This window comes from Arthrobacter sp. 08Y14 (assembly GCF_002929455.1).
Lineage (GTDB): Bacteria > Actinomycetota > Actinomycetes > Actinomycetales > Micrococcaceae > Arthrobacter_B > Arthrobacter_B sunyaminii.
Genome location: NZ_PJIX01000002.1, coordinates 104,296 through 129,406 on the forward strand (window position 1 = coordinate 104,296; position 25,111 = coordinate 129,406).

22 protein-coding genes are annotated in these 25,111 nt (G+C 64.4%); 15 read left to right on the forward strand and 7 right to left on the reverse strand.

Annotated elements, in window-relative coordinates; all coding sequences use genetic code 11:
- Positions 1 to 67: 67 nt before the first annotated feature.
- The 5 genes from CXR03_RS07040 to CXR03_RS07065 all read left to right on the forward strand — a co-directional run bounded on the left by CXR03_RS07040 (position 68) and on the right by CXR03_RS07065 (position 3,556).
- Entirely contained in the window at positions 68 to 778 is a 711-nt protein-coding gene (locus CXR03_RS07040) for a DUF2510 domain-containing protein (protein WP_181034521.1), read from the forward strand.
- Positions 779 to 1,218: 440 nt separating this feature from the next.
- On the forward strand, positions 1,219 to 1,572 hold the full coding sequence (locus CXR03_RS07050) for a PadR family transcriptional regulator (RefSeq protein WP_104102990.1): 354 nt from the start codon (positions 1,219 to 1,221) through the stop codon (positions 1,570 to 1,572).
- Positions 1,569 to 1,931 carry a DUF1048 domain-containing protein gene (locus tag CXR03_RS07055; protein WP_104102991.1) on the forward strand — a complete coding sequence of 121 codons (363 nt, stop codon included), beginning with the start codon at positions 1,569 to 1,571 and terminating at the stop codon, positions 1,929 to 1,931. The genes CXR03_RS07050 and CXR03_RS07055 overlap by 4 nt, the downstream gene beginning before the upstream one ends.
- 21 nt (positions 1,932 to 1,952) lie before the next feature.
- Positions 1,953 to 2,795: an ABC transporter ATP-binding protein gene (locus CXR03_RS07060; RefSeq protein ID WP_104102993.1), complete on the forward strand. Its 843-nt coding sequence runs from the start codon at positions 1,953 to 1,955 to the stop codon at positions 2,793 to 2,795.
- Positions 2,792 to 3,556: an ABC transporter permease gene (locus CXR03_RS07065; RefSeq protein ID WP_104102994.1), complete on the forward strand. Its 765-nt coding sequence runs from the start codon at positions 2,792 to 2,794 to the stop codon at positions 3,554 to 3,556. The genes CXR03_RS07060 and CXR03_RS07065 overlap by 4 nt, the downstream gene beginning before the upstream one ends.
- Positions 3,557 to 3,655: 99 nt before the next feature.
- On the opposite strand, the gene glnA is transcribed toward CXR03_RS07065, so the two are convergent.
- Positions 3,656 to 5,080 (reverse strand): type I glutamate--ammonia ligase, encoded by a 1,425-nt coding sequence (gene glnA / locus CXR03_RS07070; protein WP_104102996.1) that lies wholly within the window; start codon positions 5,078 to 5,080, stop codon positions 3,656 to 3,658.
- Positions 5,081 to 5,330: 250 nt separating this feature from the next.
- Here glnA and CXR03_RS07075 point away from each other — a divergent pair, with 250 nt between their 5' ends.
- The gene (locus tag CXR03_RS07075; protein WP_104102997.1) at positions 5,331 to 5,771 is read left to right on the forward strand and encodes an RDD family protein; all 441 of its coding nucleotides are present in this window, start codon (positions 5,331 to 5,333) and stop codon (positions 5,769 to 5,771) included.
- A gap of 97 nt (positions 5,772 to 5,868) precedes the next feature.
- On the opposite strand, the gene CXR03_RS07080 is transcribed toward CXR03_RS07075, so the two are convergent.
- From CXR03_RS07080 to lipB, 3 genes are all read right to left on the reverse strand, one after another.
- The gene (locus CXR03_RS07080; RefSeq protein WP_104102999.1) at positions 5,869 to 6,621 is read right to left on the reverse strand and encodes a DUF4191 domain-containing protein; all 753 of its coding nucleotides are present in this window, start codon (positions 6,619 to 6,621) and stop codon (positions 5,869 to 5,871) included.
- Between the two features lie 110 nt (positions 6,622 to 6,731).
- On the reverse strand, positions 6,732 to 7,736 hold the full coding sequence (gene lipA, locus CXR03_RS07085) for a lipoyl synthase (RefSeq protein WP_104103000.1): 1,005 nt from the start codon (positions 7,734 to 7,736) through the stop codon (positions 6,732 to 6,734).
- The gene (gene lipB, locus CXR03_RS07090; RefSeq protein ID WP_104103002.1) at positions 7,733 to 8,455 is read right to left on the reverse strand and encodes a lipoyl(octanoyl) transferase LipB; all 723 of its coding nucleotides are present in this window, start codon (positions 8,453 to 8,455) and stop codon (positions 7,733 to 7,735) included. Before lipB ends, lipA begins: the two co-directional genes overlap by 4 nt.
- A 136-nt stretch (positions 8,456 to 8,591) precedes the next feature.
- Between lipB and CXR03_RS07095 the strand changes: the two genes are divergently transcribed.
- The 4 genes from CXR03_RS07095 to crcB all read left to right on the forward strand — a co-directional run bounded on the left by CXR03_RS07095 (position 8,592) and on the right by crcB (position 14,914).
- Positions 8,592 to 10,163, forward strand: a complete 1,572-nt coding sequence (locus CXR03_RS07095; RefSeq protein WP_104103003.1) for a protein kinase — start codon at positions 8,592 to 8,594, stop codon at positions 10,161 to 10,163.
- A 121-nt stretch (positions 10,164 to 10,284) separates the two neighbouring features.
- Positions 10,285 to 13,842, forward strand: a complete 3,558-nt coding sequence (locus CXR03_RS07100; protein WP_104103005.1) for a S41 family peptidase — start codon at positions 10,285 to 10,287, stop codon at positions 13,840 to 13,842.
- Positions 13,843 to 14,081: 239 nt separating this feature from the next.
- Positions 14,082 to 14,540, forward strand: coding sequence for a CrcB family protein (locus CXR03_RS07105; RefSeq protein WP_104103006.1), 459 nt, complete (start codon positions 14,082 to 14,084; stop codon positions 14,538 to 14,540).
- Positions 14,537 to 14,914 (forward strand): fluoride efflux transporter CrcB, encoded by a 378-nt coding sequence (gene crcB, locus CXR03_RS07110; RefSeq protein ID WP_104103008.1) that lies wholly within the window; start codon positions 14,537 to 14,539, stop codon positions 14,912 to 14,914. Before CXR03_RS07105 ends, crcB begins: the two co-directional genes overlap by 4 nt.
- Before the next feature lie 73 nt (positions 14,915 to 14,987).
- On the opposite strand, the gene CXR03_RS07115 is transcribed toward crcB, so the two are convergent.
- Positions 14,988 to 16,004, reverse strand: a complete 1,017-nt coding sequence (locus tag CXR03_RS07115) for a LacI family DNA-binding transcriptional regulator (protein ID WP_104103009.1) — start codon at positions 16,002 to 16,004, stop codon at positions 14,988 to 14,990.
- Between the two features lie 118 nt (positions 16,005 to 16,122).
- Here CXR03_RS07115 and CXR03_RS07120 point away from each other — a divergent pair, with 118 nt between their 5' ends.
- From CXR03_RS07120 to CXR03_RS07140, 5 genes are read left to right on the forward strand one after another with little or no spacing between them, the layout of a single operon-like run.
- Complete coding sequence (locus tag CXR03_RS07120) at positions 16,123 to 17,421, forward strand: ABC transporter substrate-binding protein (protein WP_104103011.1); 1,299 nt, start codon at positions 16,123 to 16,125, stop codon at positions 17,419 to 17,421.
- A 39-nt stretch (positions 17,422 to 17,460) separates the two neighbouring features.
- Positions 17,461 to 18,456: a carbohydrate ABC transporter permease gene (locus CXR03_RS07125; RefSeq protein WP_181034575.1), complete on the forward strand. Its 996-nt coding sequence runs from the start codon at positions 17,461 to 17,463 to the stop codon at positions 18,454 to 18,456.
- Positions 18,456 to 19,328 (forward strand): carbohydrate ABC transporter permease, encoded by an 873-nt coding sequence (locus CXR03_RS07130; protein ID WP_104054663.1) that lies wholly within the window; start codon positions 18,456 to 18,458, stop codon positions 19,326 to 19,328. Before CXR03_RS07125 ends, CXR03_RS07130 begins: the two co-directional genes overlap by 1 nt.
- A gap of 8 nt (positions 19,329 to 19,336) precedes the next feature.
- Entirely contained in the window at positions 19,337 to 21,709 is a 2,373-nt protein-coding gene (locus CXR03_RS07135; protein ID WP_104103014.1) for a beta-glucosidase, read from the forward strand.
- Entirely contained in the window at positions 21,706 to 22,962 is a 1,257-nt protein-coding gene (locus CXR03_RS07140; RefSeq protein ID WP_104103015.1) for an endo-1,4-beta-xylanase, read from the forward strand. The genes CXR03_RS07135 and CXR03_RS07140 overlap by 4 nt, the downstream gene beginning before the upstream one ends.
- Positions 22,963 to 22,969: 7 nt before the next feature.
- Here the strand turns inward: CXR03_RS07140 and CXR03_RS07145 are convergent, their stop codons facing one another.
- Entirely contained in the window at positions 22,970 to 23,899 is a 930-nt protein-coding gene (locus tag CXR03_RS07145) for an urea transporter (protein WP_104103017.1), read from the reverse strand.
- A 21-nt stretch (positions 23,900 to 23,920) separates the two neighbouring features.
- Positions 23,921 to 25,099: a HoxN/HupN/NixA family nickel/cobalt transporter gene (locus CXR03_RS07150; protein ID WP_219816206.1), complete on the reverse strand. Its 1,179-nt coding sequence runs from the start codon at positions 25,097 to 25,099 to the stop codon at positions 23,921 to 23,923.
- Between the last annotated feature and the right edge of the window lie 12 nt (positions 25,100 to 25,111).

Below are 25,111 nucleotides of genomic sequence, written 5' to 3' on the forward strand. Positions count from 1 at the left end.
CGGCTACCGTATGGACTACAACCCATTTACCACCCCGGCTCCGCCGGCCACCCCAGGAGAACACCACATGACCTCGCCATTGCCAGGCTGGTACCAGGATCCAACGAACCCGGACCAGCAGAAATGGTGGAACGGCCAGGACTGGAGCATGCACACCATGCCGCTGGCGCCGGCTGAGTCTGCGGGCTCCGGCCGGGCAGCAGCCGGGGAACCGGCAAGGGAGCAACCCGGCCCTGAAACCCCAGCGGTCCCGCAGGCCGGGGCGTTACCCGACGCCGGCGCCGGAGCCGAAGAGAGCCCGTCCTACCCGGGCAACCAGGGCTACCCGGGCGGACAGCAGCAGGCTTACCCGGCATTCCAGGCTCCAGCCCAATTCCAAAGCTACGCGGGGGCGGCGGCTGCGGATGGACAGCAGGGCTACCAGGGGTATCAGCAGGGATATGCAGGACAGCCCCCGGCCTATCCGGCCTATCCGGGATATCCCGGGTACCCGGGTTACCCGGGCTACGGCCAGCAACCCCTGCGCTCCAACCCGCTTGCCCTGACCGGGTTCATTCTGGGGATCCTGTCTTTCTTCATGTTCTTTATCCCGTTTGTCGGCTCGGCGATTGGCCTTGCCGCCGGCGCCTTCTCCGCCATCGGGCTTTCCAACCAGAGCGGCCGTGCTCCCGTGTACAAGGTTTTCGGCATCATCGGGCTGATCCTGGGCGTCATTTTCACGCTGCTCTCGGTCCTGATCCTCGCAGCGATATTCTCCGATCCGTTCTCCTCCTACTAGCCCCCGTGGATCGGAACAAGCCCGTGGCGAGTGCTCCAGCCGGACACCAAACCCTAACTCTCAGCCCGGGAGTTTGACGCGCCTGCCGCCATGGTCTTCCGCGCCCACACGGATCCCAGGCTGCTGAGGCAGCGGATGGGGCCGCGGGGGAGCGAGCTGCGGATCCGGGATTTGTGGCAAGCACCGGAGGATTCTGGAATTATCCGACGGCGCGAGCCGGGAGCTGGAGCTTTGGCTCATTTCATGAGGTCACCGAGGCATCGGGTCCTGAATACACCGCGCGAACTCGGCGCCTGAAAGCTTGTCGCTTAGCGGCGGCCGGGTCTCCACTTGGTTTGTCATCCGATCACTGTATTCGACTTCCAAGGACTATTGCCCGCCAGCTATTCAGTGTTACTATCTACCAGTACTAAGTAACACCAAGTAGCAAGGGTTGGTTCATGGGTAAGCAGATGACCGAGATGCTCAAAGGCACGCTCGAGGGCATCGTCCTTGCACTGCTGGCCGTGCGGCCGGCGTACGGCTACGAAATCACGGCCCGGCTGCGCGAACAGGGATTCTCCGACATTGCGGAGGGCACCGTGTACGCGCTGCTGGTCCGGATCGAAAAACGGGGCCTTGTGGACGTGGAAAAGATCCCGTCGGAAAAGGGGCCGCCCCGCAAGGTCTATTCACTCAATGCTCCGGGACGGGAATACCTCGAGGATTTTTGGGGATCCTGGGATTTCCTGGCCGGTCGGATCGGGGAGCTCCGCCGCAGGATGGAAAACGTGCAGGAAGAAGGAACCTCATGACCGCAAAATGGATCGAGCTGGTGACCGGCTCGTTCGAAGACAAAAAGCGCTGGCGCCGGTACAAGGCCCGTAAAGAGGCACTCCCCGCCGGCTACCGCACCGCGATCGACGGGCTGGAGCGCTACATTACGTACGCCGGAACGATCGCGAAGAGTGATGTCTTCCTGCAGATGGTTGAGGATCTTGCCGATCTGTTCGAGGGAGCAGCTGCTGACGGAACTCCGATCCGCGGCATCGTCGGAGAAGACCCGGTGGAGTTCGCCGAGGACTTTCTCCGGAATTACACGGACGGTCAGTGGATCAACAAGGAGCGCAAACGCCTCAACGAGGCCATTGACCAAGCCGCAGAGGAAGCGTAACCACGGCGGAAGGCCGGGACCATGACGCATAACCAAGCCACTGCACCCACGGTACGGGTCCAGGGCATCGAAAAGTCGTTCAAGAACATTCACGTGCTGCGGGGCGTGGATTTTGAGGTGGCGGCGGGGAGCATCTTTGCGCTGCTGGGCTCCAACGGCGCCGGCAAGACCACGCTGGTGCGCATCTTGGCAACTACCCTAAGGGCCGACGCCGGCACAGCCGCTGTCTGCGGCTTCGACGTAGGCAGCGAACCTGCCCGGATCCGCGAATCCATCAGCTTGACCGGACAGTTCGCGGCAATCGATGAGATTTTGACCGGCAGGGAGAATCTTGTCCTCATGGCTAAACTTCGGCAGATCAAAGACCCCGGCCAAACGGCCGACCGCCTCCTGGCCCGCTTTTCACTCTCTGATGCCGGCAGCCGCCGAGCGGGCACCTACTCGGGCGGCATGCAGCGGCGGCTTGACATTGCCATGAGCCTGATTGGCAGCCCGCCCGTCATTTTCCTCGACGAGCCGACGTCCGGACTCGACCCGCAGGCGCGCATCGAGGTGTGGCGGACCATCAGGGACCTCGCCGACGGCGGCACCACCGTGCTGCTCACGACGCAGCATCTCGACGAGGCAGAACATCTCGCCGACCGGATCGCGATCCTTCACCAGGGCAGGATCATCCAGAACGGCACCCTGGCCGAACTCAAGCAGCTCCTCCCGCCCGTCGAGGTCGAGTATGTCGAGAAGCAGCCGTCGCTGGAAGACGTCTTCCTCTCCCTCGTTGGCGGGGTAGGCGACGGCGGGAGCCACCGGGACGGCCTCGGGGACGGTCTCGACGGTCCGGCCCCGGCAAGAAAGGACCAAAAATGACTACGCACAGCCTTGCCAACACGCGCGTGCTGACCGGACGGTCGCTGCGCCACATCATGCGCAGCCCGGATACGATCATCACCACCGCTGTCACTCCGGTGGCACTCATGCTGCTGTTCGTGTACGTCCTGGGCGGGGCGATCGACACCGGATCCGACGAGTCCTATCTGGACTACATGCTTCCCGGCATCCTGTTAATCACCATCGCGTCAGGTGTCGCCTACACCGCATACCGGTTGTTCCTAGACCTGCAGGGAGGCATCTTCGAACGGTTTTCCTCAATGCCCATCGCGAGGTCGAGTGTGCTCTGGGCGCATGTGCTCACTTCGCTGGCTGCCAACCTGATCTCCCTCGCCGTCGTCATCGGCGTCGCGGTGATCATGGGGTTCCGTACCGGAGCATCGGTGGCCGCCTGGCTGGCGGTGCTGGGAATCCTGGTGCTCTTCACTGTGGCACTGACCTGGATTGCCGTGCTTGCCGGCCTCTCGGCGAAAACTGTCGACGGCGCGAGTGCGTTCAGCTACCCGCTGATCTTCCTGCCGTTCATCAGCTCGGCGTTCGTTCCCACCACCACGATGCCCGGAGCGGTCGCATGGTTTGCCGAGAACCAGCCCGTCACCTCGATCGTGAACAGCATCCGCGCCCTGTTTGCGCAGGAGCCGGCCGGCACCGGGATCTGGGTTGCCCTGGCCTGGCTAGCGGCAGTCCTGGCCGTTGCTTACGCGCTGGCGATCACCAAATACCGGGGCAAATTCAACTGATCCCGGACCCCTCATAAACACAGAGCCCCGCATGCCCTTGCCGTGAGGCAGGGTATGCGGGGCTCTGCTGCGGGGTAGCCCCGCGACCGGAGCTAGGGCTTAGCAGCCGTAGTAGAGCTCGAACTCGTACGGGTTCGGGCGCAGCAGCAGCGGCTGGATTTCGTTTTCGCGCTTGTATTCGATCCAGGTGTCAATGAGGTCCTGGGTGAACACGCCGCCGGCCTGGAGGAACTCGTTGTCGTTCTCCAACGCATCGAGTGCCTCTTCCAGTGAACCCGGTGCCAGCTGGATGCCGCGGGCCTCTTCGGGGGGAAGCTCGTAGAGATCCTTGTCGATCGGGTCGGCAGGCTCGATGCGGTTCTTGATGCCGTCCAGGCCGGCCATTAGCTGTGCCGCGAACGCCAGGTACGGGTTGGAGGAAGGGTCCGGAGCGCGGAACTCAAGGCGCTTGGCCTTCGGGTTGGAACCGGTGATCGGGATGCGGATACCGGCGGAGCGGTTGCCCTGCGAGTACACCATGTTGACCGGGGCTTCGAAGCCCTTGACCAGGCGGCGGTAGGAGTTGACCGTCGGGTTGGTGAAGGCCAGGACGGCGGAAGCGTGCTTGAGCAGGCCGCCGATGTACCAGCGGGCGACGTCGGACAGTCCGGCGTAACCCTTCTCGTCGTAGAACAGGGGAGTGGAGCCGTTCCAGAGCGACTGGTGGCAGTGCATGCCGGAGCCGTTGTCACCGAAGACCGGCTTCGGCATAAAGGTGGCGGACTTGCCCCAGGCATCGGCGACGTTCTTGACGATGTACTTGAACTTCAGCAGGTCATCGGCCGCGTGCGTCATGGTGGTGAACTTGTAGTTGATCTCGGCCTGGCCGGCACCGCCAACCTCATGGTGGGCGCGCTCAACCTCGAGGCCGGCGTTGTCCAGCTCCACGCAGATCGCGTCGCGCAGGTCCGCCTGCTTGTCCACGGGCGCCACGGGGAAGTAGCCGCCCTTGAACGGGGTCTTGTTGCCGAGGTTTCCGCCGGCCTCTTCGCGGCCGCTGTTCCACGGTGCCTCAATGGAGTCAACCTTGTAGAAGCTGCCCTGCGGGGAGGACTCGTACTGGACGTTGTCGAAGATGTAGAACTCGGCCTCGGAACCGAAGTAGGCCGTGTCGGCAATGCCGGTGGAAGCCAGGTAGGCCTCGGCGCGCTCAGCAACGCCGCGCGGGTCGCGGTGGTACGGCTCGCCCGTGCGGGGGTTGACGATGGAGAAGTTCAGCGCCAGGGTCTTCTCGATGCGGAACGGATCCAGGAACGCGGTGGTCACGTCGGGAATCAGCTGCATGTCGGATTCGGCGATGCCCTGGAACCCGCGGATGGAAGACCCGTCGAAGAGCTGGCCATTGATGAAGAAGTCGGCATCTACGGACTTCGCCGGTACGTTGAAGTGCTGCTGCACTCCGGGGAGGTCGGTGAATCGGATGTCGACGAACTTCACATCTTCGTCAGCGATGAACTTGAGGACTTCGTCCGCAGTTTTGAACATCGGTACTTTGCTCCTTATACACGATTGGGTGGATGACTCCGGACTGCACATCCTGACCTGCAGCAGGCTGGAAACGGGCTCCCTGTCAACTGCTTAGAACTCTAAGGCCAACTAATTTCTCATCCGTGACGGCCGTGTTTCAGCCAAGTTACGCAAACCGAAGTCTCCCCTCCACCCTAGCGTGTACGGAACAGAGGCGGGCATTTGCCACCCGGGCCGGCGCAACACACAGGCCGGGTAGTCTTAAACGGTGGTTGATAGAAGAAGTTTAGGTTCGTGGCTTGAAGGCCCTCCCTCCGACGAGAATTCCTGGCCGGGCAAGCGGCTTGGGCGGCCAAAGACCGGTCCCGGCAGCATCGCGCGCGTGGGCCCGCGGCTGGGCGCAATCATCATTGACTGGGCTATCGCTTCGGTCATTGGTTATGCGTTTTTTGACGGCTCCTCCACCGCCATTCTCGCCATTTTTGCCGTGGAGCAGATCGTGCTCGTGTCGTTGCTGGGATACGGCATTGGCCACCGCGCGTTCAGCCTGCAGGTCCAGAAGCTGGACGGCCGGCCCGCCGGGCCGCTGGCCGCCGTCGTCCGCACCGTCCTGCTGTGCGTGGTGATTCCGGCCGTTGTCTTCGATGAGGACCAGCGCGGCCTGCACGACCGCGCCATGGGAACCGTCCTCGTGAAGGTCAAGCACTAGCGAAACCGTCCCACCCGCTGATTTGTTTCTTATCCGTCAACAATGAAGGGCCCCTCCAGAGGAGGGGCCCTTCATTCGTTTGGTGTTGTGGAGGCCTTTACCGTCCGCGTGAAGCTTTGCGGTCCGGACGGGCCTTGTACGGGTCAATGCCCTTGGGGATCGGCAGGCGCGTTCCCAGGGCAGCCAGGCGCTTGTTGACGGCCTGAACTTCCTGCTTGGTCAGCGACTTGGGCAGTTTCTTGGCCTTCTTTGCGACCTGTGACAGCGGCGTGAGGTTCTCTCCCTTGCCGGTCTGGATGACATGCACGGGTACGTTCGGCGCGATGCGGTTCATACGGCGGCGTTCGCCGTCGGCCAGTGCCTTCGCGCGGCCCGGTGCGCCCTCGGTCACCAGGACGATGCCCGGGCGTCCGATGGCACGGAAGACGGCTTCCTGGCTGCGCGGGTTCACGGCAACGGGCTGCTCTTCCAGGATCCAGCCGCGGCGCAGGATGCTGAGCGCGGCGCCGGAAGCTCCCGGCTGACCCTCAATTTGGGTGAAGGCTGCACGTTCGGCGCGGCGGGACAGGATGAAAACAGCGGCCAGCAGGCCCAGGGGGACCGCGATGATGAGCATCGTGATCCAGTTGTCGATCAGCAGGCCGATCAGCAGCCCGACGGCGATGATGCCCAGGAACGCACCTGCCATCACCCACACCAGGTTGGGGTCGTTGCGCCGCGTCATCTTGAAGACGTCGGCGATCTGCTTCATGCGGCCCGGGCCTTTTTTCTTCTTTTCCGCTTTGGGCTTGCGGGAGAAGAGGCCGCGGCGGGCGCTCTTGGGTGCGTCAGAATCTGTGCTGTTGGCCATAGTGGTTCAATTCTACGTGATATCCGTATCCGCTCCGTGCCGTGAAACAGCGCGAAAGCGTAACTCCGGCTGTTCGGGCGGTGCCGGTTCGCGCCGGGCGTACAGGGCGGTCAGCGGCGCGCGAGAATGCTGGACGCTTCCTGGAGGGTGGAGCCTGAATCCTCGATATGTGCCAGCTGAGGGGGCAGGTCAAGGCCTTTCCTGCGCATAGCGCCCGCCCAGAGCCGTCCCGCCCGGTAAGAGGAACGGACAAGAGGTCCGCTCATCACACCCAGGAAACCCAGTTCCGTGGCTTCGTCGCTGAGCTCGACAAACTCCTGCGGCTTCACCCACCGGTCCACCGGAAGGTGGCGCTCACTGGGGCGCAGGTACTGGGTGATCGTGATCAGGTCGCAACCGGCGTCGCGCAGATCCCGGAGGGCGCCGGAAAGCTCCTCGCGTGTTTCACCCATCCCCAGGATCAGGTTGGACTTGGTGACCATGCCCAGCTTCTGTCCCTGCGTGATGACGTCAAGCGAACGCTCGTAGCGGAAGGCCGGCCGGATGCGCTTGAAGAGCCGCGGCACGGTTTCCACGTTGTGGGCAAAGACCTCGGGGCGGGCAGCGCAGATTGCCTCGATGTGCTCGGGTTTGCCGGAAAAGTCCGGAATCAGGATTTCGACGCCGGTGCCCGGGTTCAGTTCGTGGATCTTCCGGATGGTTTCTGCATAGAGCCAGACACCCTCATCCTCGAGGTCGTCGCGGGCCACGCCGGTGACCGTGGCGTAGCGCAGGTTCATCTTCTGCACCGAACGGGCAACTTTGGTGGGCTCGAAGAGGTCCACCGCTGACGGTTTGCCGGTGTCGATTTGGCAGAAGTCGCAGCGGCGGGTGCATTCGGAGCCGCCAATCAGGAAGGTGGCCTCCTTGTCCTCCCAGCATTCGAAAATGTTGGGGCAGCCGGCCTCCTCGCAGACGGTGTGCAGGCCTTCCTTCTTGACCTGTTCCTTCAGGTGCACGTACTCGGGGCCAATGGCCACTTTGGCCTTGATCCACTCCGGCTTGCGTTCCACGGGCACGGCTACGTTGCGCTGTTCTATGCGCAGCAGGCGGCGTCCTTCGGGGGCGAGAGTCATAGGAGGGATCCTTTCAGCCGGCCTGGCGCTGTGGCGCCCGGTTCCGGAGAGATGGTGTCCGTGACCCGAACAGGATGTTCGCGGACAAGATGGTCCCTGCGGCGAAGGAGTTCTTCCTCCACCCGGGCCACCAGATCGGCAGGCGCGACAACTTGGCCGGTCTCGGCCGAGATGGAAGTGGTTCCCGCGTCGGTGATTCCGCAGGCCACGATCTGCGCGTAGGGGGCCAGATCGTTGCTGCAGTTCAGCGAGAAGCCGTGCATCGTGACGCCGTGGTTGACCCGGATGCCGATTGCGGCGATCTTCCGGTCGGGGCCGCCGTCGCGCACCCACACGCCGGAGCGCCCGGCGACCCGTTCGCCGCGGATCCCGTAGTCGGCGAGGACGGCGATGAGTGCGTCCTCCAGCGTGGCCACATAGTCTGCGACCTTGCTGGGATCGGGCAGCCGAAGGATGGGGTATCCCACCAACTGGCCCGGGCCGTGCCAGGTAAGCTTGCCGCCGCGGTCCACGGGGATCACCGGCGTTCCGTCGAAGGGCCGTTCATGGTCCTCAGTCCGTTTGCCGGCTGTGTACACGGGGGAATGCTCCAGCAGCAACACCGTGTCCGGTGCCGAGCCGGCCAGTACACGCTCATGCAGGGCACGTTGCCGGTCCCAACCATCCAGGTAATTCACGTAATCCGGGGCAAGGCCGATGCGCAGGAACTCCAAAGCCATGGGGACAGCCTAGACTGCCGCGGCAGAAGTTCCGACTATGGCGTTGATCACACCCTGAAAGAGAGTGTGATCCCGTGCCTTGAACAGCTGTGGATAACTTCTGCACGATGCGGCGGTTCGGACTACAACAGAGTGCATGGAGTTCAATGAACCGGCTGGTCCAGCCCGCCCGCCGGAAGTGGATGAGGGGTACCGGGCCGGGCAGCTGCTCGGCTCGGGCGCCACGGCCCGGGTATGGGCCGTGGCGAGGGAGAGCGACGGTGCCCGCTTTGCGCTGAAGATTCCCGCTGCCTCACCGGGTGCTCCCGGAACCACCTTTGAAACCCGGCGCGAGCTGAACATCCTGTCCCGTTTTGAGCATGAAAACCTGTTGCGCGTCCACACCGTCCTGGATACGGATCAGGGTCCGGGGCTGCTGATGGAGTGGGCACAGGGAGGTTCCCTTGGCCGGGTGCTGCAGGCCCGGGGCACTCTCGAGCCGGGAGAGGCCGTGACGGTGCTGGTGGGGATGGCGTCAGTGCTGGCTTATCTTCATGCCCTGAACGTCTGTCACGGTGAGGTTTCGCCCAACAACATCCTCTTCACTTCCAGCGGTAAACCCCTGTTGGCCGATCTCGGGACTGCGGCCCTGCTCGGAACCGGGCGGGTATCAGCGGCGTCGCAGGAGGGTGACGTCCTGGCCCTGGCCTCGGTGGGATGGCTCATCCTGACGGGACGGGCCCTGCCCCCGGCTGAACGTCGCCTGCCGCTGTCCGTCCTGGTTCCTGAAATCCCGGCAGCGCTCGCTGAGGCTATTGATGCCGGACTGCAGGAGGAAGCGGGGCTTCGGCCTGACGCTGCTGAGTTTGCCCGCCGGGTGTTTGAATCGATGCCCGCCGAGCCGTTAAACCTGGCCCTGGCGAAGGCTCCCGGTCCCGCTGATGGATTACCCACGCGCCGATCCCGGCTGGAGCGAGGAAGAGCCGCCGGCGGTTTGCGGAGGTGGGTCCGGCGGGCAAACCCGGGGCAGGCGCACCGGGAGGGCGCCCTTCCGGAACACCGGGAGGAGAAACACCGGCCAAACCGGGCGCTGCTGGGGGCAGCTGCCGTACTCGTGGCAGCAACCATGGGACTGGGAGCTGTGGCGGTAGCAGCGCCGGAAATTCTGCAGGGCGCCGCGTCAGGGGAACCCGAAACCGTGCCGCCTGCGTCGGGTGCCGCCCCCGTCAATGGCGCAGACACAGACACAGGCGCAGACCCGGGGACGGAACCGGACGAACCTGCCGAACAGTTATCGCTGGCCCGGACAACGGATCCGGAGCTGCAGCTCATGGTCAACGGCAGCGATCCGGTGGCGGCGGCGCGTGCCCTCGCCGAATTGAGGGCACGCGCGTTCACCGCAGCTGACGCGGAGTTGCTCACGGACATCAACGCGCCGCGCTCGCCGGCCATGGCAGCGGATCAGGCGGAAATCTCCAAGCTCGAGGCCTCCGGCACAGTGCTCTCCGGACTGGAGGTCGAGATTGTGTCCGCGGGACCGGCCGTGCCGGGGGAGGAAGGGAGGGTCAGCATACGGGCCGCCGTCTCCACTTCCGCCTACGCGGAACGTGACGCACGGGGGGCAATGGTCCGGAACGTGGCGGCACTAACCAACCAAGACGTTGTCCTGGTTATGGTGCGGACTGCCGACGGCTGGCGCATCGAGGACATTTTGGCGCCGCCCGGCTGAATTGTGGATGTTAGCGGTGCCGCCGGTGCCGGCCTCATCGGGCTGATCCCCGTCTCCGCGATTTGCCGCAGCCGGCCTGTTTCTGAAAAGCCGAGCGGTCCGTGAAAGATAGGATCGATCCATGAGTTCAACTGCTTACCTTCGTTACCCCGATCTGCATGGCGATCTCGTCACCTTTGTGGCGGAAGACGACGTCTGGATGGCGCCGGTTACCGGCGGACGTGCCTGGCGCGTTTCTTCCATGCAGCTGCCGGCCCGCAGCCCGAAGTTCTCTCCGGACGGCACCCAAGTGGCGTGGCAGGTGGTCCAGGGCGGTGCTCCGGAGATCGTCACTGCGGATGTCAACGGCGGGAACTTCCGGCAGTTGACCTTCTGGGGCAGTCAAAGTACCCGCATGAAGGGATTCAACTCGGCGGGGCAGGTTATTGCCACCAGTTCCGTGGAGCAGGAGGACAGCCGCCTGCGGTGGGCCTTCGCCGTTCCCCTGGACGGCGCGGCGCCCGTCAAGCTTCCGTACGGCCCGGTGGAAACCATCGCCGAAGGACCGGCCGTCGGCGATGAACGCCCCATGGTCATCGGCAGCATGCTCACCCGTGAACAGGCCTGGTGGAAGCGCTACCGCGGCGGCACGGCCGGAAAACTGTGGATCGACGCGGATGGCAACGGGGAGTTCGAACGCCTTGTTCCCGAGCTCGACGGCAACCTCTCGGACCCCATGTGGATTGAGGGCCGGGTTGCTTTCCTGTCCGACCACGAGGGATACGGCAACCTGTATTCGGTGACGCCGTCGGGCTCGGATCTGCGCCGGCACACGGACTTTGACACCTTCTATGTCCGCCACGCTTCCTCGGACGGAAGCCGCATTGTCTTCGAATCGGCAGGACGTTTGTGGCTGCTGCCCTCACTGGACGCTGAAGCCCAGCCCCTGGACATCGTCCTTGGGTCCGCCGGCACTGCCCGGCGCCCGCGTCCGCTGGACGTTGCCAGGCATCTTGCCGGCGTTCTCCCCGATGCCGCCGGAAACGCCAGCGTGGTGGAAACCCACGGCACGCTTCACTGGCTCACCCACCGAGACGGGCCCTCCCGGGTCATTGAGGCGGATTCCGCGGTACGCGCCCGCCTTGGCCGCCCGCTGGGCGATTCCCGGGCCGTGTTCGTCTCGGACCGCCAGGGGGAAGAAGCAATTTACATTAAGGATGTCTTCGCCGAGGTGTCGGTTGGATCCGGTGCCGGCTCCGGGGCCGCGGAGGAAGCGCCCGTTTTTGAACCTGCCGCGAAAGACGCAGACGGCGCCGGCCTGGTTCTGCCCAGCCCGGTGTCCGCCGCCGGGTCTGCCGGGTTGCCGCAGGAAAGTCCGCTGGCTGCAGAATCTCCGGCGGGAGGACAGTCGCCCGAATCCGCCTCCACGCCCGAATCCGCCCCCAAACCGGTGGACAGCACTGTCCGTGTGGAGTTCGAGCGGCCCACCCGGGTCAGCCAGCTGGCGCCCAGTCCGGACGGAAAGCGCGTGGGCGTGGCGACCGAATACGGTGAAGTCTTCGTGCTCGACGTCGCTGCGGCCCAGCTGTTCCCGGTGGCCTCCACGGGCTTTGGCGCCGTAGATCAGCTCGCCTTCTCGCCGGACTCCCAGTGGCTTGCCTGGGCGGAACCGTCCAGTGCGGACGGGCGCACCCGGATCCGGCTCCGGTCCGTGCTGGATACGGAAGCACCGGTGGTCGATGTGACTGACGGCCGGTTTACCGATCACGATCCCTCGTTCACCACTGACGGCCGCTACTTGGCCTTCCTTTCCGAGCGCAGCTTTGATCCTGTCTATGACACGCACCGCTTCGATTTGAGCTTCCCGTCCTCCACCAAGCCGTTCCTGGTGGCGCTGGCAGCGGGCACACCGTCACCCTTTGGGCCTTCGGTTTCGGGCATCGCGGCCGTTGCCGCAACGGACGTGGCCAAAGATAACGGCGGGGCAAAGGCCGCCGCGGTTCCTGATGTGGTGGTGGATGCTGACCGGATAGGGGACCGGATTATTGCCGTTCCCGTCCCGCAGGGACGCTACGAGAAGCTCCGGACCGCAGACTCAGCCCTGCTTTGGCAGGCCGCTGACATCTACGGTGTGACCGGTGATGGCCGGGCCACAGCCACTGACCGTGACCCGGCCTCCCGGCTGGAACGCTTCGATCTCGTGAAGAAGGATCTGTCCGTCCTTGTACCGGCCCTGGACGATTTTCAGGTCAGCGGTGACGGCACCAAGGTGGTGGTGCGCCACGACGGCGGTGTCCGGGTGGTTCCCTCCTCCGCCAAGGTGGAGGAAGGAACCGGTGAAGACATCCGGGTGGAGTTGGACCGCATCCGGGTGCGGATTGATCCGGTTCAGGTGTGGGGGCAGGCCTTTGACGAAGCCTGGCGGCTGCAGCGCGACTTCTTCTGGGCTCCGGACATGGGCGGACTGGACTGGGAAGGCGTCCACTCCCGCTACCGGCCGCTGGTCCAGAACCTCGGCGGCCACGATGACCTGGTTGACCTGCTCTGGGAAATGCACGGAGAGCTTGGCACCTCCCACGCCTACGTCACTCCGGCTCCCGTCACGGAACCGGGCTCGGGAAGCCAGGGGTTCCTCGGTGCTGACCTGCTGCCGGGAGCCGGCGGCTGGGAGGTGGTGCGCATTCTTGGCGCCGAGTCTTCGGACCCGCAGGCTACGTCACCGCTGAGCGCCCCGGGTGCGGACGTTCACCCCGGCGACATAATCGCCGCTGTGGACGGGCAGCCCGTTCCGGCCAGCGAAGGACCCGCTCCACTGCTTGCCGGGGCGGCCGGCCGAACCGTGGAGCTGACCATTGTCTCCACAAACGACGACGGCGCACCCTCCCAGCGCCGTATCGCCGTCGTGCCGCTGCGCAGCGAGGAACGCCTCCGTTACCAGAACTGGGTCCACGCCAACCGCCGCATTGTCCGCGACGCATCCGACGGCGCTTTCGGTTATCTGCACATCCCGGACATGGTGGCCAACGGCTGGTCACAGCTGCACCGTGACCTGGACCAGGAGGCATCGAAGCAGGCCCTGGTGGTGGACGTCCGGCGCAACCGCGGGGGACACACGTCCCAGCTGGTGGCCGAGCTGATCGGGCGGAAGGTGACTGCCTGGGCGAACCCCCGCGGCGGAAAACCCACTCCCTACCCGGATCATGCTCCCCGCGGCCCCGTGGTGATCCTAACGGACGAGTTCGCCGGTTCCGACGGTGACATCATCACCCAAGTGGCCAAGCTGCGCAGTATCGGTCCCGTGGTCGGCACGCGGACCTGGGGCGGCGTCGTCGGCATTGACGGGCGGTTCCAGCTCATGGACGGTACCGCCGTCAACCAGCCGCGGTACGCCTTCTGGTTCACGAGCGGCGTGGGCTGGGGTGTGGAAAACCGCGGAGTGGAGCCGGACATTGAGGTGGCGTTCCCGCCGCATGCCTATGTGGCAGGGGACGACCCTCAGCTGGAGCACGGCGTTGGCATCCTGCGCGAAATGCTGTCGGAGATACCCACGGATCAGCCGCCCGCCATGACCGGCTATCCGTCGCTTCAGCCGGCTCCGCTTCCCCCGCGTCCGCAGGCGGCGCCCGGGGCGGCGGCTGTGCCCGGAGGTACGGTTCCCGGACCGGTTGCGGCTTCCTCTGCGGTTCCTGGCCGGCACTAGCTCCTGGTCTTTGGCTGTCCGCGGCCCTGCTTCTTCTTCGCAAGCAGGGCCACGGGCAGCGGGCCTGTGAGTCCCTTCATTTTGCGGCGTTCCGGCCAGCGCAGACGCCCAAGAGCCTGCAGCATTGAAGGCGCACGGGCAGAGGGGTACCGTCGAAAAATGGGCATTTACCCCGACTTTTCCGAGAAGCGCCCGGACGTCGGCGTTTCCCGGAACCCCACCCAACCTCGGAGCATCGAATGAATACCGCTACGCGTCCGTCCTACCTGCGCTGGGCGGCGATTGCGCTTGTCTTCGTCGGCGGTGGATTCGGTGCCGCCAGCCGCGAGGGCCTTTCGCTCGCCATCCCGAACCTCGGCGAGGTTCCTATTGCCATCCCGATCATCAACGTGATCGGCGCTTTCCTGCTCGGTTACCTCTATGAAGCCGTCACCCGCCTCGACAAGGCGCGCCCGACCGGCGCGAACCTCAAGCTGCTGCTCGGCACCGGCTTCTGCGGCGGCTTCACCACCTACAGTTCGCTGGCCACCGACACTGCGGTGCTCTTTCGTGACGGGCTTCCCGGGTCCGCGGTGATCTACGCACTGGCAACGGTGATCGTCGGCGCCTGCGCCACGTGGGCGGGCATCGCCATTGCGAGTGCCGTCAATAACCGGAGCTCGAGTCCGCGTAAAGATGAGCAGGAGGACGCAACATGACCCCGGGAATTTTCCTGCTGCTCGCCCTGGCCGGCGGGTTGGGCGCCGTGGTGCGGTTCATGCTGGACGGCTTCATCCGCGCCCACTCCAAGACGCGGTTCGCATGGGCTACGACGATCATCAACGTCTCCGGTTCCCTTGTGCTCGGCTTTCTTACCGGCCTCACCATCGAGCACTTTGTGTCGACCGACGTCGGCATCGTCATCGGCACCGGGTTCCTCGGCGGCTACACCACGTTCAGCACGGCGAGCTACGAGACGGTGCAGCTGATCAAAAAGGGCCGCTACGGCGCGTCGTTCATCAGCGGTATCGTCATGCTCGTTCTTTCCGTAGCCGCCGCCGTAATTGGCCTCTGGATAGGTGCGCAGCTGTAAAGAGCAATGGTGCAGATCCGAGCAGGACTCGAAGGTGAGATGAAGGCCGAGGGCTTGATCTCTGCTTGGCCCGTCAGCCCGCAGCCGGCGCGGCCGTACTGTCACGGATGACGAGCCGCGTTGCGAGGTCCATACGGGGGATGGTTTCCAGGGTGCCCTCACTCATGCGGATGACGAGCCGCGCCGCCTCCTCGGCCATCTCAGTGAGCGGCTGATGCACAGTTGTGAGGGCAGGGCTGGACCACTGGGCGAGCTGCAGATCGTCATAACCGACGATGGACAAATCAAGGGGCACCCGCAGCCCGAGGGTTCTGGCCGCCTCGATGACGCCAAGTGCCTGGAGGTCGCTTCCCGCGAAGATCGCTGTGGGTCGGTCCGGCAGCGACAGGAGCTCAAGGGCGATGCGGCGGCCGCCGTCCACCCGGAAGTTGCCGAATCGAACGAAGCGTTCATCGATCTCAAGACCGGCCGAGTTCATGGCGGACCGGTATCCGTCGACGCGGGCGAAGGAGCACATCATGTCGTCGCGGCCGGTGATCGCGGCAATCCTGCTGTGTCCCAGTTCGATGAGATGGCGGGTGGCAACGAGGCCGCCGGACCAGTTCGCCGAGCCGACCGCGGGAACATCGGGGGCCGGATCGCCGGCCGGGTCGATGATGACGAACGGAATGGCGCGGGATTTCAGGGCCGCCTTGGCTTCCGCCGCGAGATCGGCGAAGAGGAGCACCACCCCGACCGGGCGCCGGCGGAGAACCCCGGTGATCCAGGCCGGGGACGGGGAATGGCGGTCACCTGACTCGGTAAGTACAACGCTCAAATCGTTGGCACGGGCGACATTTTCGACTCCCCGAATTATCTCCATGGCCCAGGCTGTCTCGAGTTCGGGGAAAACGAGCTCGATCAGTGTGTCTCTGTTCGGCAGGCCCGGGCGCCGCTGATATCCGTGCTTGCCGAGGAGCTCCTCGACTTTTGCCCGCGTCTGTGCGGACACATCTGATCTTCCGTTGAGGACTTTCGAAACCGTGGAGAGTGAAACTCCCGCCTCAACGGCCAATTCATTGAGTTTGACCTTGCCGCCTGAATCGGCCATTAGGGTCCAATCTGTATTAGTTAGGGGAAACCCTTGCCTTTAACTGTGCCACTGCTAGGCTCACACCACATTAGGTGCTTTCGACGCAAATGTCGAAACTTTCGAGAGGCGTTCAAAGATGAACAAGCACGGTATCAGGAAGCTGCTGACAGTCGGGGCGGCGACCGCAATCGCGCTCGGCGGTCTGTCAGCGTGTGGCTCCGACGGCGGAGCAACAGAAGACGGCGACGTCACCATGACGTTCTGGCATAACTCGACGACGGGCGCCGGCAAGGCGCACTGGGAGAAGACGGTTGCAGCGTTCGAGGAGGCAAACCCCGGCGTAAAGATCGACATCCAGTCCATCCAGAACGAGGAAATGGACGGGAAGCTGCAGACAGCGCTGAACTCCGGCGATGCGCCCGACATCTTCATGGCGCGGGGCGGTGGCAAGCTTGCGGATGTGGTTGGGGCCGGACAGGCCATGGATATTACCGATTCCATCGACGATGCCACCAGGGCCGCTGTGCCCGAAGGCGTGCTGAACGCCTTCGAGGTTGACGGCAAGATTTACGGCATGCCGACCGCCGTGCTGCCCGGCGGCATCTTCTTCAGCCAGGACCTCTTGGCCGAAGCGGGCGTCGACGCGGCGCCGACGACAATGGACGAGCTCGGTTCCGCCGTCGACAAACTCAAGACTGCCGGTATCGCCCCCATCGCCGTCGGCGCCAAGGACGCCTGGCCCGCTGCCCACTGGTACTACTTCTTCGCGTTGCGCTCATGCTCGCAGGACACGATGAACGAAGCGGCCGAGTCGAAGAAGTTTGACGACCCGTGCTGGCTTGAGGCCGGAAAAGAGATGGAAGCGTTCGTGGAAACGGAACCGTTCAACAACGGATTCCTCACCACCTCGGCACAGCAGGGCGCCGGAAGCTCTGCAGGTCTGCTGGCGAACCACAAAGCAGCCATGGAACTCATGGGTGCCTGGAACCCGGGTGTCATCGCATCGCTGACCCCCGACCAGGAACCGCTGGAGGACCTGGACTGGTTCCCGTTCCCCGCCGTTGACGGAGGCGACGGCGCCGAAGGCGCCATGATGGGCGGCGTCGACGGATTCACCTGCTCCGCCCAGGCGCCGCAGGAAGAGTGCACGGCATTCCTGAACTTCTTCATGCAGCAGGAGTACCAGGAGGACTACGCGGACGCGTTCCAGACTCTTCCGGCCAATCAGGACGCCCAGGCAGCTGTTACCGACCCGGCGCTTCAGTCGATCCTCCAGGCATACAACGACGCACCGTACGTGACAGTGTGGCTGGACACCCTGTTCGGCCAGAACGTCGGTAACGCGCTGAATAAGGGTGTTGTCGATATGCTCGCCGGTCAGGGCTCCGCCGAAGATATCGTCTCCGCTGTGAACGACGCAGCGGCCAAGGGATAGCAGCAGACAATGACTGAACCTGCAGGCGGCGCTCCGTTGATGACGGACGCTCAGCCGCCGCGGGGCACGGTTAAGGCAGGGGACGGCGCCCGCGCGTCGTCCCCTGCCGCACCGCGGCCCAGGCGGCGTGCAACGGACTGGCGCAAACGCCTCGAGATCACGCTTCTGGCCGGGCCGGCCATCTTCGTTTTTGTCGGCTTCGTCATCTTCCCGGTGGTCCTGGCCGGCTACTACGGCTTCTTCCGTTGGAAGGGCTTTGGGCCGGCCACAGACTTCGTCGGCTTCGACAACTATAGGATCATCTTCCAGGACAGCGCGTTTCACGACGTGCTGCTGCACAACGGGTTCATCCTGGTGCTCTCCCTGGTCATCCAGGGCCCCATTGCGGTTGTCCTCGCGCTCCTGCTCAACCGGAGCATCCGGGGCCGCTCGCTCATCCGGGTCCTCATCTTCGTCCCGTACATCATTTCCGAGGTCATAGTCGGGATCGGCTGGGGCCTCATGCTGCAGACATCCGGTGCTGTCAACGGGCTGCTGGACAGCATCGGGCTGGGAGCGTTCAAGGCAGACTGGCTCTCTGATCCGAAGATCGCCATCTGGTCCCTGATGGTGATCATCTCGTGGAAGTACATCGGATTTGCCGTCATTCTTTTCCTCGCCGGACTGCAAAGCATTCCCAGCGAATTGTTCGAGGCAGCCGCGATCGACGGCGCCAGCTACTGGCAGACCCAGCGCGCCATTACGCTGCCCCTTCTCGGGCCGACCGTGCGGATCTGGGCGTTCCTGTCCATCATCGGCTCGCTGCAGCTGTTCGACCTGGTCTTCATCATCTGGGGACAGTACGTCGCCTCGACAGCCGGGACCTCGACCATGGCCACCTACATGGTTGCCAACGGACGCACATCGGGCAACTTCGGCTACGGCAGCGCTGTCGCCGTCGTCATGTTCCTGATCTCCCTCGTCATCGCATTGATCTACCAGCGGTTCGTTCTTCGGCGGGACACCGCCGGTGCCCTCACGTCAGGAAAGAAGTGATGACTGCTATCGAAACTCCCACGCGCCCGCGCAAAAAGCGTCCGCCAAGGGAGCGCCAGCCATGGGGCAGCCCCGCGACCTACTTCGTCGCGTTTGTCTTCATCTCACTCTGCCTCGGACCCGTCATCTACATTATTCTCGGCGGCTTCCGCGACAACTCGCAGATCACCAATTCGCCCGCGGGACTCCCAAACCCGTGGAATTTCGACAACTACGCGGAGGTGCTTGCGAGCCCGACCTTCTGGCAGCAGGTCGGCAACTCGGCAATTGCCGCGATTGCCACGACCGTTGGTGTGGTGGTGCTCGGGCTGATGGCCAGCTTCATTCTTGCGCGGTACAACTTTGCCGGCCGCGGGGCGATGTATTCGCTCTTCGCCGCCGGGCTCATGTTCCCGATGACTGTGGCGATCACGCCGCTCTACATCCTCGTCAGGGACCTGGGCCTGATGAACAGCCTGGGCGGCGTGATTCTCCCGCAGATTGCCTTCGGCCTGCCAGTGACGATCATCATCCTGGTGCCGTTCCTCAAAGCCATCCCCGACGAAATCGAAGAGGCAGCGGCGATTGACGGTACCAGCCGCCTGGGCTTCTTCTTCCGGATGGTGGTTCCCCTGTCCCTGCCGGGCGTCGTGACGACGGGCATTCTTGCCTTCGTGGCGAGCTGGAACAGCTATCTTCTGCCGCTGTTCATCCTCAGCGACCAGGCGTCCTACACCCTCCCGCTCGGAGTTCAGGCGTTCGCTTCGCAGTATTCGGTGGACACGGCAAAGGTACTCGCCTTCACCTCGCTGTCCATGATTCCAGCACTCATCTTCTTCACGCTGTTTGAGCGCCGCATCGTCGGCGGACTCACCGGCGCGGTCAAAGGATAGGACTTTCCTTGAGCAACACAACATCCACGACGACGGCGCCGGCATGGCGCGACGTCAGCGCATCCGCTTCGGACCGCGTCGAAGCACTCCTCGCCGAGCTCACACTCGAGGAGAAGACTGCCCAGCTGTTCGGCGTCTGGGTTGGCGCGTCCAGTGAGGGCGGTGACGTTGCCCCGCATCAGAACGACATGGACGACCTCGTTGACCTCGACGCGCTCCTGCCGAGCGGGCTCGGCCAGCTGACCCGGCCGTTCGGCTCGGCTCCGGTTGACCCGGCACTCGGCGCGCTGTCCCTCCTGCGCAGCCAGCGCCGGATTGCGGCATCCAACCGGTTCGGAATCCCGGCAGTTGCGCATGAAGAATGCCTGGCCGGCTTCGCCACCTGGGGAGCGACAGCCTATCCGGTGCCCCTCGCCTGGGGAGCTTCCTTCAATCCCGGACTCATTGAGCGGATGTCCCGCCGCATCGGGTCAGACATGCGCTCGGTCGGCATCCACCAGGGCCTTGCCCCGGTACTCGACGTGGTTCGGGATGCCCGCTGGGGACGCGTCGAGGAAACCATCGGTGAGGACCCGTATCTCATCGGCAGCATCGGAACGGCGTACGTCCGCGGCCTCGAGTCCGCAGGGATAGTCGCAACCCTCAAGCACTTCGTCGGATACTCGGCGTCGAAGGCCGGCCGTAACCTCGCGCCGGTCTCAGTCGGTCCGCGTGAACTCGCTGACGTGCTGCTCGTTCCGTTCGAGATGGTCATGCGCGAAGGAAAGCCGCGTTCGGTCATGCACTCCTATACCGACCTCGACGGCGTGCCGTCGGCCGCTGACGAGTCGCTGCTCACCGGTATCCTGCGCGACACCTGGGGTTTCGACGGCACCGTCGTTGCCGACTACTTCGGGATCGCCTTCCTGAAACTGCTTCACGGCGTCGCAGGTTCGTGGGGCGAGGCGGCCGCTCTGGCGCTCACTGCCGGCGTGGACGTAGAGCTGCCGACGGTGAAGACCTTCGGTGCGCCGCTGATTGAAGCGGTCCGGTCAGGAGCCCTGTCCGAGGAGATTATCGATCGTGCCCTCCGGCGTGTGCTGCGCCAGAAGGTAGAACTCGGACTGCTTGATCCTGACTGGGATGCCACGCCCGGAGCGCTGCGGGACGTCGACGTCGACAATCCGGAAGGCATCCGCGGCACCATCGACCTGGACAACGCCGGTAATCGGGCGGTCGCCCGCGAGATCGCCGAACAGTCCATCGTGCTTGTGAGCAACGACGGGGTCCTTCCGCTCTCCGCCCCGCGCCGGATTGCCGTCGTCGGGCCGACAACCGATGACCCCTTCGCCGTTCTCGGCTGCTATTCGTTCCCTGCGCATGTTGGCGTGCAGCACCCTGACACACCCCTCGGTATCGAACTGCCCACCCTGCTGGACAGCCTCCGCACCGAGTTTCCCGAAGCCGACATCGAATACGTGCCCGGTACGACGATTGACGGAGGAGAAACCGCCGGGATCTCTGCCGCGGTGGATGCTGCAGCGCGGGCGGACGTTGTCATTGTCGCCCTGGGTGACCGGGCGGGGCTCTTTGGCCGCGGCACGAGCGGTGAGGGCTGCGACGTCGAGTCGCTCCGTCTGCCCGGTGCCCAGAAGGACCTTCTCGACGCCGTCCTGGCAACATCAACTCCCGCCGTCGTCACCCTGCTCGCGGGACGGCCGTACGCGCTGGGATCCGCTGTCACTGAAGCCGGCGCGATCGTGCAGGTGTTCTTCGCAGGTGAAGAAGGAACCTCCGCGCTGGCCGGCATCCTCTCCGGCCGGGTCAATCCGAGCGGACGCCTGCCGGTCAGCATCCCGGCCTCGGAGGGGACGCAGCCGTCCACCTACCTGGCCGCACCCCTGGGGCGCTCCAACGGAGTGTCGAGCATTGACCCGACCGCCGCCTTCGCGTTCGGGCACGGGATCGGATACACCACCTTCGAGTGGAGTGCCGGCCGGCACGGGTCCGGCACGATCGGAGTCGACGGCACAGCAACCCTCGGCCTCCGTCTGCGCAACACCGGGGACCGTTCCGGGACGGAAATCGTCCAGGTTTACGTCCACGATCCGGTCGCCTCAGTGGTGCGCCCCGTGCAGCGTCTGGTCGGTTTCCAGCGCGTTGACCTGCTGCCGGGCGAAACCGTTGAGTTCTCGATCCACGTTCCCGCAGACGTCACCAGCTTCACCGGCCGAAACGGCGAGCGGGTCGTGGAACCGGGGGAGATCGTCCTTGGTCTCGGAGCATCCAGCACCGACATGCGCGTCACACAGTCGGTGCAGCTCTCCGGTGAAGCACGTGTCGTGGGCTTTGACCGGGCCTTCCACCCGAGTTTCGAGGAGACCGCACGGATCGCCCCGTGAGTGTCGATCACCGGCGGATGACTGCGCAGGTCACCGTGCTGGACTCCGCCGGCAACCCTGTGCCCAACGCGGAGGTGACTGTCGAACAGCAGCGTCATCACTTCGCGTTCGGCAACATCGGTTTCGACTTCATCCCGCTTGCCAACAGGGAGACCGGACAGGATCCGGCCGCGGAGCCCGTTTTCGGCGGGGCTGCGGCCGCCGGGCTGCCGGATCTCCAGACGTTGTGGCTCGACCTTTTCAACACTGCGACCCTTCCGTTCTACTGGCGGGGATTTGAGCCGACCCCCGGCAAGCCGGACACCCGAAGACTTCTCCGGACCGCCTCGTGGTTCGCTGAGCATGGAGTGACAGTGAAGGGGCATCCGCTTACCTGGCACACGCTTGCGCCCGAGTGGCTCACCGGTTTACCGGTAGCGGAGATCGAGCGGCTGCAACGCGAGAGGATCCGACGCGAGGTGAGCGACTTTTCCGGGGTCATCGACACGTGGGACGCCATCAATGAAGCCGTCATCATGCCCGTGTTCACTGCAGAGGAAAACGGTATCACCCGGCTTGCACAGAGCATTGGCCGCTTGCCCATGATTCAACTCGCGTTCGAGGAAGCTCGCGCCTCGAACCCTTCGGCGACGCTCGTCTTGAACGACTTCGATTTGTCGAGCGACTACGAAGCTCTGATCGAGCGCGTGCTTGAAGCGGGGATCACCGTGGACGCGATCGGCCTGCAAACGCACATGCATCAGGGATATTGGGGAGAAGAGACCATGCTGGCGATGGTCGACCGATTCGCCCGCTTCGGGCTGCCCCTCCATCTGACGGAGACGACTCTGCTGTCGGGGGACCTCATGCCGCCGGAGGTCACCGACCTCAACGACTATCAGATCCCATCCTGGCCCTCGACACCCGGGGGAGAGGCCAGGCAAGCGGACGAGATCGTCCGCCACTACCGCTCACTCGTTGGCCACCCGGCGGTGCAAGCCATCACCTACTGGGGGCTCACTGACGACGGAGCGTGGCTCGGTGCGCCGGGCGGGTTTGTTCGCGCCGACGGCACGCCGAAACCCTCATTTTACGCGCTGCAGTCCCTGATTAAGGGCGAATGGTGGCTGCCACGAACGCCGATGCGCACGGATTATGACGCACGCTTGTCGATCACGGGTTTCTTCGGTGATTACGTGATTAAGCGCGACGGGCAGAGCGCACCGGTCTCGCTTTCGCGGGGGAGTGAAACGGCCACCGTCCGATTCCGCTGATGCACGCTTAGGGGCGCTTGGCCGCCGGAATGTAGTAGGCGATCACCAGGAACACCCAGGTGGTGAGGATGTACGGCCAGGTGTAGGTGGGAGCGTCAAGGCGGTGCATCACCACAGTGACCACAGCCGTCACCACGGTCCCGATGATGGCGAGCACCCAGGACACTGAGTTGCTGCGCAGAAAGACCACGGCGAGCGCAATGGCCGTAAGCACGCCGGAGTATCCGGCCAGACCGTTTGCGGTCTCAGTGAGGGACTCGCCCATTGCCAACGCACACAGGCTCCCCACCACGCTTCCCAGCAGTCCTGCCAGGCCAACTTTCCAGCTGGCCAGGAACAGCCCGAGCAGAATGATGGCCCCGGACCACTCGTTGTTGATGAGCACCACCTCAGAGACATTCGTCAGCAGCGAGCGTGCGAACGCGAGTGCTTCCGAGTCGATAGTGGCCGACGGCGCTGCGCTCACGCGCAGCGCCTGAGTACTGAGCAGTATCCCGGTTGCCACGATGCAGAACGGTGCCGTGGTGGAGGGCAGGGCATAGATCTTCAGCGGTGTCTTCGTGAACAGGGCAACCACCAGCCACGTCACCGGAGCGCAGAGCAAACCGCCGACGAGCGCAATCGGGTAGGCGGCCCACTGACCGCCAATGGCCGAATACGTCCCGGCACCAACGAGGGCGCCGCAGAAGCCCTGCATTCCTGTTGTCACCGAGGTGGAATCGGCCTTGAGCAGGCGTCCTCCCACGGTGTTTCCCGCACAGCCGATCAACACGAGAAGTGCCATGCGCCAATCCGCTACGGCGAAGGCAACCAGGATCAGCAGTGCCGTGTAAATGTTGCTTTGAAAGAAGATTTGCGAGAGTCCCTCGCACCAGCCCTTGAGCCAGCCAGTGCCTGAGACAGCCGGGCTTGGTGTGGCTGCTGCTGCGCTGCTCATGTCATGTCCTTGCCCGGGGCGTCATTGCGGCGCTCCTGTTTCTGTTTCCGGCTTCGGCTGTGGGCCTGGATCGGATCCGCCCCGTGCAGCTGCGTTGCCCCCGGCGCCCGCCCCGCTGTTCGCCAGCGCCCAACGCTCCTCCACATGGCCGAAACGCCAGTAGGCGGTGGAGGTGAACCAGACCAGGATCAGCGTGCCTACGACGATGTAGCCCACATTCTCGAGGTCGATGCTGGCCACCCACCCGGTGAGCGGGTCACGCAGCCCGAGCTTTTCGTTCAGCAATCCGACCAGCTCAATGCCGCCGATCATGACGGCAATCACTACCGAGAGTCCGGTGATGGTGAGGTTGTAGTACAGCTTGCGAACCGCATTGACGCTCGCCCAGCCGTAGGCCTTCACCATGACGGCGGAATCCAACGTATCGAACAGGCTCATGCCGGCAGCAAAGATCAGCGGCAGGCAGAGGATGGCGTACCAGGGCAGCCCGGTCGCCGCCCCCGTTCCGGCCAGCACCAGGAGGGCGATCTCGCTGGCAGTGTCAAAGCCGAGCCCGAACAGAAACCCGACAGCGTACATCTTCCCCGGTCGATCGATCGTCTTCAGCATCGGGCGGATGAGGCGGCTGATGAAGCCGCGTCCCTCCAAATGGCGTTCCAGCGCCAGCTCGTCGAGGTCGCCGTTGCGCGAAGCCCGCCAGACTTTGAGGATCCCCAAAAACGCGACGGCGTTGATGAAGCCGATCAGCAGCAGGAACACACCGGAAACCAGCGTGCCGAAAACGCCCAGGCCGTTGCGCACGTCATTTCCGTCGTCGCTCAGCCCAACGGCCCAGCTCACCCCCAGCGCCAGCAGCGCTGCCATCAGGAAGACGATGGTGGAGTGGCCCAGAGAGAAGAACAGGCCGACCCCTGCGGCCGGCCTGCGCAGGTCCACGAGTTTACGGGTGGTGTTGTCGATCGCCGCGATGTGGTCAGCGTCGAAGGCGTGTCGTACCCCCAGCACGTAGGCCACCATGGCAATGCCCACCCCAAAGACGGAGGACCCCAGTTGCAGGTGCAGCGGCTCGACCAGAAAGAAGAACAGGCCGAAACCGGCGATGTGCAGGAGCACCACCGGGATGAAGGCGAATACCACCTGCGCCCGGTAGGAACGCACCGGCTCCCGGGACGGCCCCTGCACGTTTAACTGCTTGTCCACCGTCAGACCCCC

What these genes read in the sequence shown, in the direction of transcription:
- CXR03_RS07040 (WP_181034521.1), top strand. Translation starts at nt 68, where the DNA reads ATGACCTCGCCATTGCCAGGCTGGTACCAGGATCCAACGAACCCGGAC.
- CXR03_RS07055 (WP_104102991.1), top strand. Translation starts at nt 1,569, where the DNA reads ATGACCGCAAAATGGATCGAGCTGGTGACCGGCTCGTTCGAAGACAAA.
- CXR03_RS07145 (WP_104103017.1), bottom strand. Translation starts at nt 23,899, where the DNA reads ATGAGCAGCGCAGCAGCAGCCACACCAAGCCCGGCTGTCTCAGGCACT.
- CXR03_RS07050 (WP_104102990.1), top strand. Translation starts at nt 1,219, where the DNA reads ATGGGTAAGCAGATGACCGAGATGCTCAAAGGCACGCTCGAGGGCATC.
- lipA (WP_104103000.1), bottom strand. Translation starts at nt 7,736, where the DNA reads ATGACTCTCGCCCCCGAAGGACGCCGCCTGCTGCGCATAGAACAGCGC.
- CXR03_RS07095 (WP_104103003.1), top strand. Translation starts at nt 8,592, where the DNA reads ATGGAGTTCAATGAACCGGCTGGTCCAGCCCGCCCGCCGGAAGTGGAT.
- glnA (WP_104102996.1), bottom strand. Translation starts at nt 5,080, where the DNA reads ATGTTCAAAACTGCGGACGAAGTCCTCAAGTTCATCGCTGACGAAGAT.
- CXR03_RS07065 (WP_104102994.1), top strand. Translation starts at nt 2,792, where the DNA reads ATGACTACGCACAGCCTTGCCAACACGCGCGTGCTGACCGGACGGTCG.
- CXR03_RS07115 (WP_104103009.1), bottom strand. Translation starts at nt 16,004, where the DNA reads ATGGCCGATTCAGGCGGCAAGGTCAAACTCAATGAATTGGCCGTTGAG.
- lipB (WP_104103002.1), bottom strand. Translation starts at nt 8,455, where the DNA reads ATGGCTTTGGAGTTCCTGCGCATCGGCCTTGCCCCGGATTACGTGAAT.
- CXR03_RS07125 (WP_181034575.1), top strand. Translation starts at nt 17,461, where the DNA reads ATGACGGACGCTCAGCCGCCGCGGGGCACGGTTAAGGCAGGGGACGGC.
- CXR03_RS07120 (WP_104103011.1), top strand. Translation starts at nt 16,123, where the DNA reads ATGAACAAGCACGGTATCAGGAAGCTGCTGACAGTCGGGGCGGCGACC.
- CXR03_RS07080 (WP_104102999.1), bottom strand. Translation starts at nt 6,621, where the DNA reads ATGGCCAACAGCACAGATTCTGACGCACCCAAGAGCGCCCGCCGCGGC.
- CXR03_RS07130 (WP_104054663.1), top strand. Translation starts at nt 18,456, where the DNA reads ATGACTGCTATCGAAACTCCCACGCGCCCGCGCAAAAAGCGTCCGCCA.
- CXR03_RS07100 (WP_104103005.1), top strand. Translation starts at nt 10,285, where the DNA reads ATGAGTTCAACTGCTTACCTTCGTTACCCCGATCTGCATGGCGATCTC.
- crcB (WP_104103008.1), top strand. Translation starts at nt 14,537, where the DNA reads ATGACCCCGGGAATTTTCCTGCTGCTCGCCCTGGCCGGCGGGTTGGGC.
- CXR03_RS07060 (WP_104102993.1), top strand. Translation starts at nt 1,953, where the DNA reads ATGACGCATAACCAAGCCACTGCACCCACGGTACGGGTCCAGGGCATC.
- CXR03_RS07105 (WP_104103006.1), top strand. Translation starts at nt 14,082, where the DNA reads ATGAATACCGCTACGCGTCCGTCCTACCTGCGCTGGGCGGCGATTGCG.